The 14,503-nt window shown below is 52.1% G+C and carries 12 protein-coding genes; 6 read left to right on the top strand and 6 right to left on the bottom strand.

Annotation, left to right across the window (positions count from 1 at the left end):
* Positions 1 to 425: 425 nt before the first annotated feature.
* From JW953_18260 to JW953_18245, 4 genes are all read right to left on the bottom strand, one after another.
* A complete protein-coding gene (locus JW953_18260) occupies positions 426 to 587 on the bottom strand; it encodes a hypothetical protein (GenBank protein ID MBN1994649.1) in 162 nt (53 codons plus the stop codon).
* 37 nt (positions 588 to 624) lie between these two features.
* On the bottom strand, positions 625 to 888 hold the full coding sequence (locus JW953_18255; protein MBN1994648.1) for a hypothetical protein: 264 nt from the start codon (positions 886 to 888) through the stop codon (positions 625 to 627).
* A gap of 151 nt (positions 889 to 1,039) precedes the next feature.
* Complete coding sequence (locus JW953_18250) at positions 1,040 to 1,441, bottom strand: response regulator (protein ID MBN1994647.1); 402 nt, start codon at positions 1,439 to 1,441, stop codon at positions 1,040 to 1,042.
* Complete coding sequence (locus JW953_18245) at positions 1,435 to 3,390, bottom strand: hypothetical protein (GenBank protein MBN1994646.1); 1,956 nt, start codon at positions 3,388 to 3,390, stop codon at positions 1,435 to 1,437. The genes JW953_18250 and JW953_18245 overlap by 7 nt, the downstream gene beginning before the upstream one ends.
* A gap of 508 nt (positions 3,391 to 3,898) precedes the next feature.
* Between JW953_18245 and JW953_18240 the strand changes: the two genes are divergently transcribed.
* The 6 genes from JW953_18240 to JW953_18215 all read left to right on the top strand — a co-directional run bounded on the left by JW953_18240 (position 3,899) and on the right by JW953_18215 (position 12,479).
* Complete coding sequence (locus JW953_18240; protein ID MBN1994645.1) at positions 3,899 to 7,903, top strand: response regulator; 4,005 nt, start codon at positions 3,899 to 3,901, stop codon at positions 7,901 to 7,903.
* Positions 7,904 to 8,154: 251 nt separating this feature from the next.
* Positions 8,155 to 9,108 carry a PstS family phosphate ABC transporter substrate-binding protein gene (locus JW953_18235; protein MBN1994644.1) on the top strand — a complete coding sequence of 318 codons (954 nt, stop codon included), beginning with the start codon at positions 8,155 to 8,157 and terminating at the stop codon, positions 9,106 to 9,108.
* Positions 9,109 to 10,065 (top strand): phosphate ABC transporter permease subunit PstC, encoded by a 957-nt coding sequence (pstC, locus tag JW953_18230; GenBank protein ID MBN1994643.1) that lies wholly within the window; start codon positions 9,109 to 9,111, stop codon positions 10,063 to 10,065.
* Entirely contained in the window at positions 10,062 to 10,907 is an 846-nt protein-coding gene (gene pstA / locus JW953_18225; protein ID MBN1994642.1) for a phosphate ABC transporter permease PstA, read from the top strand. Before pstC ends, pstA begins: the two co-directional genes overlap by 4 nt.
* 52 nt (positions 10,908 to 10,959) lie before the next feature.
* Complete coding sequence (locus JW953_18220; GenBank protein MBN1994641.1) at positions 10,960 to 11,721, top strand: phosphate ABC transporter ATP-binding protein; 762 nt, start codon at positions 10,960 to 10,962, stop codon at positions 11,719 to 11,721.
* On the top strand, positions 11,721 to 12,479 hold the full coding sequence (locus JW953_18215; protein MBN1994640.1) for a phosphate ABC transporter ATP-binding protein: 759 nt from the start codon (positions 11,721 to 11,723) through the stop codon (positions 12,477 to 12,479). The genes JW953_18220 and JW953_18215 overlap by 1 nt, the downstream gene beginning before the upstream one ends.
* Before the next feature lie 2 nt (positions 12,480 to 12,481).
* On the opposite strand, the gene JW953_18210 is transcribed toward JW953_18215, so the two are convergent.
* Entirely contained in the window at positions 12,482 to 13,174 is a 693-nt protein-coding gene (locus JW953_18210; protein ID MBN1994639.1) for a response regulator transcription factor, read from the bottom strand.
* 89 nt (positions 13,175 to 13,263) lie between these two features.
* On the bottom strand, positions 13,264 to 14,503 hold a 1,240-nt coding region (locus JW953_18205), incomplete at its 5' end, for a PAS domain S-box protein (GenBank protein ID MBN1994638.1).

Here is a 14,503-nt window from a genome sequence, read left to right as displayed (position 1 = left end):
GCTTTGCGCTTGGCCAGATTCAGCCTGGGAAACATTATGGTCAAGTTGACTGCCAGGGGCGCGACAGACCACGAGGGTCAAAAGCAACATCAAACCCCCTATGGGCAGGAGAGGTTTTTTCATCATTATTAAAGACAAATTTTTTTCGACTCCTGAAATTATAGTTTGATTGGGTAAAAATGAAACGTGAAAAAATTCACGGGAATTTCAACAACTTAGCCAGTTTAACTCTTTCAATTAAAGATTCGGTTAATTACACTTTAAGGACACTTTAAAAGAGCGTTAAATCTTTTTAACAATTCATCGTCCTAATAGGAACTGAGGGCGGAGAGATGGTCTCCGCCCTCAGCGCTCAAGAAGGAGTGAGGGCCTCACGTTGTGAGGAAAGAAAAAATGGACCAGGGAACACGATTTAAAGTTTAGCCCTATAAAGGGCTAACGTTGATTTTATTTTCGGCCAGGAAAACCAGGAGTTCTGACGAGGGCAATAAACTTAAGAGCGTTGTTTTTTCTTCAGCCTTATTTCTTAACACAAAATGGTATGCGCCGTGGCCGTGGGTGGCGGTGCGCCATAAAGTGCCCAGCATAACCGGCTCTTCAATTTCCCAGCCCGCCTCTAAAGCGCTAATAAGCTGAAGAAAATGATTGTTCTCTTTGACCGCTTCCATCGAACAGCCTTTCGCTCATATAACCACTGACTCGTTGCAGAATTTCGGCGCGACACGTTAGTAGTTGTTGTAATTGAAAACGCACCTTTAAATCTTCCCGGATTAGTTTACTTTGATGATCAGGATAGAGACTACTCAAACGTTGCTGTTGTTCCAGCACTTGCAATTGGCTTGTAAGCCGGGCAATTTTTAGGTTGAGTGTCCCTATGGTTTCTGGCATTGGCTCATCTCCTTTCAACAAAATCCATTTCCTTAATTAAAACAACTATAACCGATGAAGTTTATGAATTATTTAAGCCAACCTTAAGGAAGTGTAAAGAGATGATTAAATCCTTTTAACAACTATGTGGTTCTTTCAGCCGCGGTTCTTCTCAGCCCAATTCAACCGGGTCCGGTGGACGCAGACGAGCCGCCAGAAGTTGCAATTGGATGAAGCTGATGGGCTTCAGCAGCACTAAATCAGCTTGGGGCCGAATCATTTCGGCGGTAATGGGATCGGCGGTGGCAATGATAACGCGCGTTTCAGTAAGCCAATGACTGGAACGAATGAGCTGGAGAATGTTTTTGCCCGAGACATGCGGCAAATGGAGGTCCAAAACAACTACCGCCGGCCGACTTTCGGCCAGGCGGGCCAAAGCGGCGCGGCCATCCCTAATGATCTCCGGTTCAAATTCAGCCTGCCGCAAGGCTTCCGCAAAAATAATGGCCAATTCTTCATCATCTTCAATGATCAAGGCAAAAGGGTTTTTATTAGACAAAGTGGATTCTAGCATGACTCCTCTTGGATTGGCGATAAAGGTAAGGTAATGGTAAAGGTACTGCCCCGCCCAACCGTGCTCTCCAAGTCAACTTGTCCATCCATGAGAGTGGTGAGTTGTTTAACAATGGCCAGGCCCAAGCCTGTGCCGGCATATTCTCGGGTGATGGACCCATCAACCTGCTCAAACGGCTCAAAAATATACGTTTGAGCCTCAAGGGGAATACCCGGGCCGGTGTCGGAAACTTGCATCGCCCAGTGGCCCGGATCGGGGCAATAAAGCCGGATACTCACCGTACCCTGCTCGGTGAATTTAAGGGCGTTGCTCACCAGATTGACCAAAATTTGTTTCAGGCGAACGCTATCGCCCAAAAGCTGCGGGGGCACGTCCGGCGCAATCTGGCCGGTCAAGGTCAGTTTTTTATTTTGGGCCATCACACCCAATTTTGAGAGAGTTTCTTCAACAATATCTGCCGGGACAACAGGGGCTATATTCAATACCAACTTACCGGCTTCATATTGAGCCTGGTCAAGCAGTTGATTGACCAGACTGGTCAAATAATTGGTGCTTTTAATAATTTTCGAGGCCACTTCCTGCTGTTCTACGGAGATAGGGCCATGCAGGCCTATCTGGAGCATCTGGGTGTGCCCCAAAATAGCGCCCAGGGGCGTCCGCAGTTCATGGCTCACTTTGGCTACCAGTTCGGATTTTAGCCGGCTGGCGGCCAACGCCTCGTCACGGGCCAAAATCAAAGCTTCTTCCACTTGTTTGCGTTTGACAATTTCCTGGATCAGATCGGTGTTAACCCTGGCCAACTCGGCGGTTCGCCGCTCAACCCGTCCCTCTAAATTACTGTTGGCCTCCTGAAGTTCAGCCTGGAGATAAGCAAAAAGCTTTGATTGGGCGCTTAACAGGGTGTAAATGTCTAACAGGCGATAGATTTGGTGTTCAAATTCAACCACCACGGGTTCGTAAACAAATTGGGGCGGACGACTGAGGGCCAGAGCCAGCGCCTCGGAAATAGTGCTGCCGGCTGACAAGCACAACGGTTTAACGCCAATGGCTTCAAGCACCAGCCGAATGGGCCGCCGCAGATAAACCGATACGCCATAGAGCTGTCCTAACTGCTCAAAAAACTTGCGCCGCGAAATAACGCCAATGGCTACTTGTTGATCAGTAACAATCACGCCGGGCAGAATCAAGTGCCTTCTGAGCGTTTTGTCAACTTCATACACAATCGTATTTGCTTCAACCTGAAAAGCATACGCCGGCAAATCGGCCAAACGAGAATCCATGGTTAATTGGATTCGTTCCAGTTTGGCAATGGAGAGCACACCCCCGGCTATTAAATCTTCCTCTTGCGAGTGAAGGGGTTCAGAGATGGAACTGTTTTCAGTGCGGTGTTCCGAGTCCGGGAGTGATTCCTCTTCGGGCAGTTGATGAGATGATGAATTTCTATCCGCAACAGTCCTGGCCTCCGTCCCCTGCTGCCGGAAGGCGGTTTCTTTGATCTGCGGCGGCCCTGGCGTGGCCCCGGCCTGCCCATTTTTGGGGGGAAACAGAATCAACGGCGAGGAACCGTTGGGGCTATCCGCTACGGCGGCTTTTACTGCTGAGAGTATTTGCCACAGAAATTTACCGGCTGCCAAATTGGGGGCCACCGGCATCAGGGTGTGTCCCAGGGCTTCAACTTCGGCGAGGGGCCGGGGAGGATCAATATCAATGGCCCAGCGCCGGAATGCGCCATGCGCATGACCGTTAAACAGATAAACAAGCGGGGTGGCAGTTTGCTGCTTGCATGCCACAATAACGGCCTTTAACAAACGACGGGCCGCCGCCTGTTGAGCATGGCCTGAAAAATATTCATAACCGGCCCCACTGTCGGCCAAGATTTGGACATAGCGGCCGGTCAGGTTAGCCATATTCAAAGTGATCAACGTGGCAAACTCTTTTAAGGCTGGCATAACACATTACTTCTGATAAAATGCGTTTCCTTATTGGGGCAAAGTAGGCTCCATTTTTATAACTTTCGCAGTATAGGGGTCGTTCTTTAACTAAAGTTCAACATCAAATTAAGATAAAGATAAAATATTGTTAAATTTCTTTAACCAACTCCCCAAAATTCCTAATTCTGATCCTAACCTGGACAAGGCCGCTGTGCTATCAAACCGAAACCAAATAAGGCTTTCTATGAGATCTTTTGCTCAATGGACAAGAGATGGAGAAATCTGGCGGCGTCATAGGTTGACCCTGCTGGTACTTTCTACTAAAAAATCCCCCACTTTTTGGGGGGGTCAGAACAAATGGACTGAGTTATAATAAATATTAGAAACTGATACAACCATCAAGCAGAACCGGCAGCAACGCCCCATTATCGGCTACAAAAGTTGGCGGCAAGAAGCCGGGGGGAGTACAAGAGATGCAACCACTTAAAGCCGGTCAATGGTTTGGGCGACTTCTCGGAGGGAAGAAATGGAACAGCTTGAAAAAATAAAAACGCGACTCATGCCCGGCCTGGCCAAAGCGCTGGCTCGAATTGCGGAATTAGAAGCCGAATTAAAACAGCGGGTTGAGGAACGAACCGCCGAGTTGCAACGCGAGATTGTTGAACACAAACGGCTGGAAGAGGCCCTGACCAAAGAACGTGACCTGCTGCGCACCTTGATAGACGCTGTGCCGGACCGTATCTACGCCAAAGACACTGAGAGCCGCTTTATCACTTGTAATAAAGCTTTGATAGAGCGCATGGGCAAGAGCAGTGCCGCTGAAATTGTAGGCCAGTCGGATTTTGACCTGGTGCCAAAGGAACTGGCCGAACGAACCTATGCCGATGAACAGATGATTATCCAGTCCGGGCAACCTGTCATCAATCGCGAAGAGCCTTTAAAATTTAAAGACGGCAAAATCACCCGCTGGAACTTGGCCAGCAAAGTGCCGCTGCGCGATAGTCAAGGCAACATCATTGGCATTGTGGGTCTGGGCCGCGAAATTACCGAATTCAAACAGGCCAAAATCAAGATAGAGCAGAATGCGCTCCAACTGCGGGCAGCGGCCGAAGTTTCTCGCGCCACCACCTCTATCCTAAACCTGGATGAGCTGTTGCCCCAGGCAGTGGAGTTGATCCGCAGCCATTTTGACCTTTATTATACGGGGCTATTTTTGGTAGACCAGAGTGGCGAGATGCTCGTTCTCCGGGCGGGCACAGGGGAAGCCGGTCGCAAAATGATCGAGGCCAACCATAAACTTAAGGTGGATGGTCAGTCCATGGTCGGTTGGTGCGTTACACATAAAGAGGCGCGCCTTGAACTAGAGGGAGATAAGGATGCTGTACGCTACAAAAACCCCCTCCTGCCGGGAACGCGCTCCGAACTGGTGCTGCCCCTCATCAGCCGGGGCGAGGCCATTGGTGCGATGACGGTGCAAAGTGAGCAGGAGTCGGCCTTCTCTGAAGACGATATCACCATTCTGCAAACGCTGGCCGACCAGTTAACCAACGCCATTGAAAATGCGCGGTTATTTAGGCAAGTCCAACAACGCGCCATTGAATTGGCCCAGGCCAAAGAAGCCGCCGAAAAGGCCAAAACGGAAGCCGAGGCCGCCAACCAAACTCTGGCGGCAAAAGTATGGCAAAACACCGGGCAGGCTCTGTTGAATGAAAAGATGCAGGGCGAGCAGGATGTTTCCATGCTGGCGAACAACGTTATCCAGCAATTATGCAAATACATCAAAGCGCCGGTGGGGACATTATACGTGCTGGAAGACAATCTACTCAAACTGGCGGGCAGTTATGCCTACACCCGGCCCAAGAAACGACCCGCTCAATTCCAAATCGGCGAAAGCTTGGTTGGACAGGCCGCCTTAGAAAAACAGCCTATCGTCATCAGCGATGTGGCGGATAACTACATCGCGGTTACATCCAGCCTGGGCGAGATGCCCCCCCGGAATCTCCTGGTGGCACCTTCCGTCTACAATGAACAGGTGGTCGGCGTGGTAGAGATTGGCGCATTGACCGAATTTACCCCGGCTCAACTGGAATTTATTGAAACCACGCTGGCTAACATTGCCATTGCTTTGAACACCGCCCAGGCCCGCACCCGGATTAACGAATTGTTAGCCGAAACGCAACAACAAGCCGAGGAACTGCAAGCGCAAGGCGAGGAATTGCGGGTGGCCAATGAGGAACTGGAATCTCAAACCAAGAGTTTGAGAGTCTCGGAGGCCAAATTGAAAGAGAAACAAGCAGAACTGGAGGCCACCAATACCCAATTGGAAGAGAAAGCCGCCGCTTTAGAGGAAAGTAGCGAGGCTTTACGCGAGAAACAACTCATCTTGGATAAACACAACCAGGAATTAAAAGTGGCTCAACAAGAACTTGCCGCCAAGGCTGAGGAATTGGCTCTGGCCAGCAAGTACAAATCCGAGTTTCTGGCCAATATGTCCCACGAGTTGCGCACGCCTTTAAACAGTTCGCTCATTCTGGCCCGCATGCTGGCCGATAATGAAAAAGGCAATCTTACTCAAGATCAAGTTGAATCCGCCCAGATTATCTACAGTGGGGGGATAGACCTGTTGAACCTCATTAACGACATTCTGGACCTGTCCAAAGTAGAAGCCGGCCAGATGATTTTTAACTTTGCACCTATGCCTTTAACCGACCTGGTTGCAGACACCCGCATCCAATTTGAGCACATGGCCGAAGAAAAAGGTGTGGCTCTGCGCATCTCCCTGGCCGACGACCTGCCGGAGAAAATCAACACCGACCCGCAGCGGGTCAAACAAATTGTCAAAAATCTGCTCTCCAATGCCTTTAAGTTTACCGGCCAGGGTAGCGTCAGCCTGAATATCTATCGCCCGGATCATAAAACAGATTTATCCCGGTGTGACCTGGACCCCGGCCAGGCCATTGCCATCAGTGTGGCCGATACCGGCATTGGCATGACGTCCGAACAGCAAAAAATTATCTTTGAAGCCTTTCAACAAGCCGACGGCAGCACCAGCCGGCTGTATGGCGGCACCGGCCTGGGCCTGTCCATTTCCAGAGAGTTAGCCGACAAACTCGGTGGGCAAATTGATGTGGAAAGTGAACCGGGCCGGGGCAGCACTTTCACCTTGTATTTACCTATCGAAAGACAAGCAGATGAGAACAAAGAGACAACAGAAACACCGGGGCAAAAAGTGACGAAACCAAAAACCGAGGAGCCAAAACCAATTTCTTCCCCTCCCGATCTTCGGCTCGATCCTCAGCCCGACCCTCGGCCTGCTCCCCACTCCTTACTCCTGGACGACCGGGACAAACTGGGCGATGATGACAAAATCTTGCTCATCATTGAAGATGACCCAAAGTTTGCCAAAATCATGGTAGATTATGCCCACGGCAAGGCGTTCAAATGTCTTGTGGCCGGAGACGGCAAGACCGGGCTAGAGTTGGTCAATACCTACCAACCTGCGGCCATTATTCTTGACCTCAATTTGCCCGACATCAGTGGTTGGGAGGTCTTGGGCACCTTGAAAAATAATCCTGCTACCCGCCATATCCCGGTGCATATCATGTCGGTAGAGGAAGAGGCTTTGGATGCTTATCGAAAAGGGGCCATGGGTTATCTGACCAAACCGACCAGCCGGGAAGATTTAGATAAAGCCTTTCAAGAGATTGAACATTTCATCTCCAAAGAGATCAGAACCCTGCTCTTGGTGGAGGATGACGCCAACTCCAGGCGCAGCATTAAGAAGCTCCTGAATGGCAGCGATGTAAAAATCAGCGAGGCCGAAAAAGGCCGGCAAGCCCTTGACTTGCTGCAAACGCAACACTTTGATTGTATGATCCTGGATTTGAACCTGCCCGATATGTCCGGATTTGAAGTCTTGAACAAAATCAAAATCAATGAGACTATTACCAAGTGTCCGGTGATTGTTTATACCGGCCGAGACTTAACCCCGGAAGAAAATATTGAATTGATGAAATATGCCGATCGGGTGATTGTGAAGGGGGTCATGTCACCGGAGCGACTGGTGGATGAAACGGCCCTATTTCTGCACCGAGTGGTGGCCGAGATGCCCAAAGATAAGCAACAAACCATCAAACAGTTGTATAACGAAGATGGGGTGCTTAAGGATAAAAGGGTTTTAATTGTGGATGACGATATGCGCAATTCATTCGCCTTATCAAAGCTATTATCAGATAAGGGCCTCATCGTCAAAATTGCGCAGAATGGGCAAAAAGCCCTGGACTTACTGGCCGAAGAACCGGTTAATCTGGTTTTGATGGACATTATGATGCCGGTGATGGATGGTTACGAAACCACCAAGCGCATCCGGGCCCAGCCACAATTCAGAACCTTACCCATTTTAGCCCTCACCGCCAAGGCGATGAAGGGCGACCGGGAAAAGTGCCTGGCTGCCGGGGCTAATGATTATCTTCCCAAACCGATTGATGTTGATCGGCTGTTTTCAATGTTGCGCGTCTGGCTTTACCAATAATCTTGAGACAGACCGTATATCTGGTAGGGGCGATCAGCCGAACACCCCTACGGATAGGGCATCGCCACGTCAAATCCTAAAGAACCTTGTCCTTGTGCGTCTTCTACCCCGCTTCTATTTTCAGGAGAATAACCATACAAACCGTCCAACGTATTTACCCCCGGATGCAACAATTGAATGAGCAATTTCTTTATATTTGGGAGGTTAAGGTTTTTGGTTTTACCCCTCGCATGCTAAAATAGCCCCCGCACATGAAACGAGAAAAAACTAAAAAAGGTCAAGCAGGAATGAGAAATGATAATTTCCAGACTCTGGCTATTGCCTGCATTATCCTCTCCATTGCCCTGATTGCTTTAACCGGCTGCGGCAGGGTAGAAGAGGTCAACGCCGCCCCCCCAGATTCTGCCGGCACAGAACGGGCCATCCAAAACAAAGGCTCCGACACCCTGGTCAATCTGGCCCTGGCCTGGGCGGAACGGTACCGGGAAATTGAACCGCCTGTATCTATTGCCGTAACCGGGGGAGGCTCAGGCACCGGCATTGCCTCGCTCATCAACGGCACGGTGGACATCGCCAATGCCTCCCGCACAATGAAAGACGATGAGATTGGCGAAGCCCAGGCCAACGGCATTGACCCCGTAGAAATCACCGTAGCCATTGACGCCCTGGCCATAGTAGTGCATCCCGATAACCCTGTGGATAAACTGACCATTGACCAGTTAGCCGACATCTTCACCGGACGCATCACCAACTGGCAAGAAGTGGGCGGAAACAACGCTCCTATCATTCTCCTCTCCCGAGAAACCAACTCCGGCACGCACGTTTATTTTTTGGAAGAAGTGGTGCGTAAAGGCGAAAAGGAAAACAAAGACATCTTTGCCCCCCAAACATTGCTCATGCCCTCGTCGGTGGGCATCACCAGCGAGATTCAGCGCAATCCCAACGCCATTGGCTACGATGGGCTGGGGTACGTAACCGAACATGAAAAGATGATTGCTGTAGCCAAAGATAACGCCTCACCCTACGTACTACCTTCTGTTGAAACCGGCGCCGACGGCAGCTATCCCATTGCCCGCGGGCTGTATATGTACACCGCCGGTGAACCCACCGGCGCCATTACCGACTATATCAAGTGGATCAGGGGGCCGGAAGGACAGCAAATTGTCCGCGAACTTGGCTTCGTGCCGCTCCCTCAGGAGCAATAAATGACCACCACCATAGACACGCCACAACCCTTAAAACCATCACGTCTTCCCTGGCTGAGAAAATTGACGCGCATCCGTTGGGGCGAAATCTTTATTGAAAATCTTATCCGCATCTCCGGTGTATCGGCCATTTTTATTGTGGGCCTGATCTTTCTTTTTCTGCTACGTGAAGGTTTACCGGCTTTTCTCGACATCCCCCTGCGCCAACTGTTTGGCAGCCGCTGGTATCCCATTGAAAATATGTTTGGCGTTTGGCCGCTGCTGTTTGGCTCTATCCTGGTAACCATAGGCGCGGTAATTATTGCCGTGCCCCTGGGCCTGACGACGGCCATTTACCTGGGCGAGATTGCGCCGCTGTGGCTGCGAGAAGTTTTGAAGCCGCTCATCGAGGTCCTGGCCGGTATCCCGTCCATTGTCCTGGGCTTTTTAGGCTGGGTGGCGCTGGCCCCCTTGGTCCAGCGCATGGGCGCGCCCACCGGCCTCACGGCCTTTACCGGCGCGCTCATTCTGGCTTACATGGCCCTACCCACCATCATCAGCATCTCCGAAGACGCGCTCTACGCCGTGCCCAAAGAATATCGGGACGGCGCGCTGGCTATCGGCGCAACCCAGTGGCAGACTATTTGGCGCGTGGTGCTGCCTGCAGCCCGGAGCGGGCTGGTCATCGCTGTGATGCTGGGCGTGGGCCGGGCCATTGGCGAAACCATGGCCGTGATGATGGTTACCGGCAACGCGGCCAACGTGCCCCCCTTTGGCCTGGGCATGTTCTTCCAGCCCGTACGCACCATGACCGCCACCATTGCCGCCGAAATGGGCGAGGTGGCCCAGGGCAGCCTACATTACAATGTGCTCTTTGGCATCGGCATTATTCTTTTTCTGATTACAGCCGGCATCAATTCCCTGGCCGGCCGCCTGGTAGGCAGCCAGAAACCCCGTCGCACAGGGGGACAGTTATGAAACGACAACACACCCAAAGAATCGCCGTGGGCCTTATCACCACGGTGGCCGCCCTGGTGGTCATCCCCATCATCGCCGTTATTCTCTACATTATTTACGAAGGCATGGGGGCCATCAGTTGGGAGTTTCTTACCCAGCCGCCCTACAACGGGATGCGCGCAGGCGGCATTATGCCCGCCGTGTTGGGCACGGTCATCCTGACCTTTGGTACTACCCTTGTTTCCGTGCCGCTGGCTATTGGCGCGGCTATTTACCTGGCCGAATACGCCAGCGACAATCGTCTGACTCGTTACGTGCGGCTGGCAATTGTTAACCTGGCCGGTATTCCGTCTATTGTTTACGGGCTGTTTGGGCTGGGGGCGTTTGTGCTGTTTATGAACTTTGGCACGTCCATTTTGGCCGGATCGTTAACCCTGGGCATTATGACCCTGCCGGTGGTCATCAGCACCGCCGAGGAAGCCATTCTGGCCGTGCCGCAGCGCTTCCGGCTGGTCAGTTTGAGCCTGGGGGCCACCCGCTGGCAGACCATTCGTTACCAGGTTTTGCCGCACGCCCTGCCCGGTATTATCACCGGCATCATCCTGGGATTGGGCCGGGCGGCGGGAGAAACTGCCCCCATCCTTTTTACCGTAGCCGCCTTTTACTTACCCGACTTGCCCCGTTCAATTTTTGACCAAACCATGGCCCTCCCCTACCATCTCTACGTTATCTCCACCCAGGTGCCGGGCATGCCTCTGCAAATTCAATACGGCACGGCCCTGGTATTATTGATGATTGTTTTGTCGCTGACCTTTGTGGCTACTGTGTTCCGCACCGGCATGCGGCGGCGACGAAGATGGTAAATAAAAATGAAGCAGCAAACAATAACGTTAAAAACAACCACACCATAAAATAATGACCAAACCAAAAATCTCTATCCAAAATCTTTTCTTTACCTATGCCGACGGCACTGAAGCCCTGAGAAATATTTCGTTTGACATTCCGGCTAAAGAGATCTTTGTTTTGTTTGGCCCTTCCCGCAGCGGCAAAAGCACGCTGCTGCGCCTGCTGAATCGCCTCTCCGATTTAACCGAAAATACCCAACGCCAGGGTTCTGTTCTGTTTAACCAGCGAGACATTTTTGAGCGCGGCACGGATGTAACCGACCTGCGCCGCCGCATCAGCATGGTGTTTGCCATTCCCACGCCGCTGCCCGGCAGTATCCGCGATAACCTGACCTATGGTTTGAAGATGGCGGGCATGCGGAACGTGGTCAAGTTGGAAGAGCGCGTTGAACGATCGTTGAGGCAGGCGGCCCTGTGGGACGAGGTGAAAGACCGGCTGGACGAGTCGGCCTTTGACCTATCCGGCGGTCAGCAGCAGCGGTTATGTTTGGCCCGCAGCCTGGCCCTGGAGCCAGAGGTGATTGCCCTGGATAACCCCACTTCCGGGCTGGACCCGCTTTCAACCAATGTGGTTGAAGAATCGTTACAGGAACTCAAGCAGCAGTATACCATTATTTTTGTGCCGCACAGCGTGCAGCAGGCCGCCCGGGTAGCCGACCGCGCCGCTTTTTTACTGGACGGTGAATTGATTGAGACGGACGAGGCCACTAAACTCTTTTCCACGCCTCAAGACCAGCGCACCGAGGATTACATTACCGGACGGTTTGGCTAATGAATCACAAAATTGAGGTCAACAATTTTAATTTCTTTTACGGCAATTTTCACGCGCTGATTGACCTGAATATGGCCATTGCCGAAAAACAGATTACAGCCTTGATTGGCCCTTCGGGCTGCGGCAAATCCACCTTTTTGCGCTCCATCAACCGGATGAACGAGACCATCAGCAATACCCAGGCCCAGGGAGAAATTACCCTGGACGGGAAGAATATTTACGATCCGGACGTGGATGTAGTAGAGTTACGCCAGCGCGTGGGCATGGTGTTTCAACGGCCCAATCCGTTTCCCCAGAGCATTTACGATAATGTAGCCTTTGGGCCGAGAGTTTTGGGTATAGCCAGGAAAAAAAGCAGCCTTGATCAAATTGTGCGGGAGAGTCTGGTGGGGGCAGTTTTGTGGGATGAAGTGAAGCACCGGCTGGATGCGCCGGCGCAGGGTTTGAATCCGGGCCAACAACAGCGACTATGCATTGCCCGAACAATTGCGGTGAAGCCGGAAGTGATTTTGATGGATGAACCTTGCTCGGCGCTGGACCCGGTGGCCACGCTGCACATTGAGGATTTAATGCGGCGCTTGGCCAAAACCTACACCATTGTGATTGTTACCCACAACATGCAACAGGCCGCGCGGGCCTCCGACTGGACCGGCTTTTTTTGGCTGGGGGAATTGGTAGAGTTCAATAAAACTGCACAGCTTTTTAGAGCGCCCCAAAAAGAATTAACCGAGGCTTACATTACCGGGCGGCGAGGCTAAAATTAGCCTTCAAAACGGTAGCCCACACTGCGCACAGTGGTAATGCGTTTGGGGTTTGAGGGTTCATCTTCAATCTTTTCCCGCAGCCAGCGCACGTGCACGTCAACGGTGCGCGACTCCCCAATGTAATCGTAGCCCCACACTTTGGTTAGCAACAGATCACGGGAGAGGACCAAACCCTGATTGCGCATCAGTTCGGCCAACAGGTCAAACTCTTTGTGACTCAGGTTCAGTTCTGCATCCCCCTTGTACACTCTGCGCCCCACCAGGTCCAGGGATATGTCGCCAGATTGGAGTTGGTCGGGCGTGGCCGATTTAGGTTTGCGGCGCAACGCAGCCCGCACACGGGCCAAAAATTCACCCAGGCTAAAGGGTTTAGTAATATAGTCATCTGCGCCAGAGTCGAGGCCAATAATTTTATCCACCTCACTGGAACGGGCGGTGAGCATAATGATGGGCACATCCATCTCCCGCCGCAGAATCCGGCACACCGACAAGCCATCCAATTCCGGCAACATCACATCCAAGATCAGCAAATCGGGCAACTGGGCGCGGGCCACTTCTAACCCGGCTGAACCGTCCATAGCCGTAAAAACGGTGTAGCCTTCTCTTTCCAAATTGTAAGTTAATGTCTCCAGTAAAGTCTCATCGTCTTCCACAATGAGAATCGAAATGGCATTGTTATCGTCCGGCATTTCAATGATAAACCCTCTTGAAATTATTTTTGGCAGGCAAAATTATAGCACAAGGGGGGACATAAAGGCGAGTCGCGTGGTTAGACGCGCTAATATTCCTGGCTAATGGGCAAAGCCACCTGAAACATAGAGCCTACACCCACGGTGCTTTCAACCCACACCCGGCCATGGTGCAGTTCAACCAACTCTTTGACGACGGCCAGGCCCATGCCCATGCCGCTTTGTTCATCCAGGTCTTTGGGGACAAGTTGGTAAAAAGGCTTAAAAATGCGGTCAAACTCTTCTTTGGGAATACCCACCCCGTTATCGGCCACCGACAGAATTAAGTGAGGATAAGGATATTTACGTTCCGGTTCCGCCACCCAGACCCGCAGGGTTACGCGCCCGCCACGGGGCGTAAACCGGCAGGCATTGGACAGCAGGTTGTCCAGGATGATGCGCAGGTGTCTGCGGTCAGCCGCAATAAGGGGCAGTTCGCTTCTGATTTCTCGGATCAGGTTTAAGTTTCGCACTTCGGCCAGAGGCGCAATTTCACGCAACGCTTCGTTGATCAGTTTGGCCACATCCACTTCCTCAAACCGGGCCATAGGGCGATGTCGGCGTTCCGTGGTGATCTGAATGGCATTGTCCAGCACTTCCACCATCTGTTCGGCGCTGCTCAACACCTGTCGCTGGATACGGAGTTGTTCCGGCGAATACTCGCCCAACGCGCCCTGGGTGATCAATTCGGTGTAGCCCTTGATGGTGGTCAATGGCGCGCGCAATTCATGGGAAAGGGCTATCACAAAATCATCACGCGCCCTATCGGCTTTTACTTCGGGAGTAATATCCCGAAAAACAGCGATAATGCCCAACCACTCGCTCTGGGCATTGCGCCAGGGAATGAGCCGCCCCTGGATGGCCCGGTCATCCTTTTCAGCAAAGGTGGGCAAGGGCTGGTTACGGCGCGAGAAAGCAACCACTAAATTTTCAATCGTTTCGCCCGAATCAATTTGGCCGTAAATGGTGCCGATAGGCTGTCCCACTAACTCTTGGCGGGTGTGGCCCAGAATACGCTCGGCTGATTTGTTGACCAACCGCACCCGGCCCGAGGTATCGCTGACAATAACGCCGTCGCCAATGGCCTCAAAAATGGCCCGGTATTCTTCGGGTTGAGCCGGTTGAGGAGAGGTTATCTCTGTGGTTGGCTGCCGGCCGATTGTTGCCGCCGGCGCCGAGGCCGGTTCAACTGCCGGGACGTATTCAACCGCCACGGCGGGGTCAACCGCCACGGCGGGGTCAACCGCCACGGCGGGGTCAACCGCCACGGCGGGGTCAACCGCCACGGCG

The organism is Anaerolineae bacterium (genome assembly GCA_016931895.1).
Taxonomy (GTDB): Bacteria; Chloroflexota; Anaerolineae; order 4572-78; family J111; genus JAFGNV01.
The sequence above is the reverse complement of the archived record's forward strand: the minus strand, read 5'-3'. Positions and strand labels throughout refer to the sequence as shown.

Coding starts and splice junctions, on each gene's coding strand:
- JW953_18255 (MBN1994648.1), bottom strand. CDS start 888: ATGCCAGAAACCATAGGGACACTCAACCTAAAAATTGCCCGGCTTACA.
- JW953_18215 (MBN1994640.1), top strand. CDS start 11,721: ATGAATCACAAAATTGAGGTCAACAATTTTAATTTCTTTTACGGCAAT.
- JW953_18220 (MBN1994641.1), top strand. CDS start 10,960: ATGACCAAACCAAAAATCTCTATCCAAAATCTTTTCTTTACCTATGCC.
- JW953_18260 (MBN1994649.1), bottom strand. CDS start 587: ATGCTGGGCACTTTATGGCGCACCGCCACCCACGGCCACGGCGCATAC.
- pstC (MBN1994643.1), top strand. CDS start 9,109: ATGACCACCACCATAGACACGCCACAACCCTTAAAACCATCACGTCTT.
- pstA (MBN1994642.1), top strand. CDS start 10,062: ATGAAACGACAACACACCCAAAGAATCGCCGTGGGCCTTATCACCACG.
- JW953_18245 (MBN1994646.1), bottom strand. CDS start 3,390: ATGCCAGCCTTAAAAGAGTTTGCCACGTTGATCACTTTGAATATGGCT.
- JW953_18235 (MBN1994644.1), top strand. CDS start 8,155: ATGAAACGAGAAAAAACTAAAAAAGGTCAAGCAGGAATGAGAAATGAT.
- JW953_18250 (MBN1994647.1), bottom strand. CDS start 1,441: ATGCTAGAATCCACTTTGTCTAATAAAAACCCTTTTGCCTTGATCATT.
- JW953_18240 (MBN1994645.1), top strand. CDS start 3,899: ATGGAACAGCTTGAAAAAATAAAAACGCGACTCATGCCCGGCCTGGCC.
- JW953_18210 (MBN1994639.1), bottom strand. CDS start 13,174: ATGCCGGACGATAACAATGCCATTTCGATTCTCATTGTGGAAGACGAT.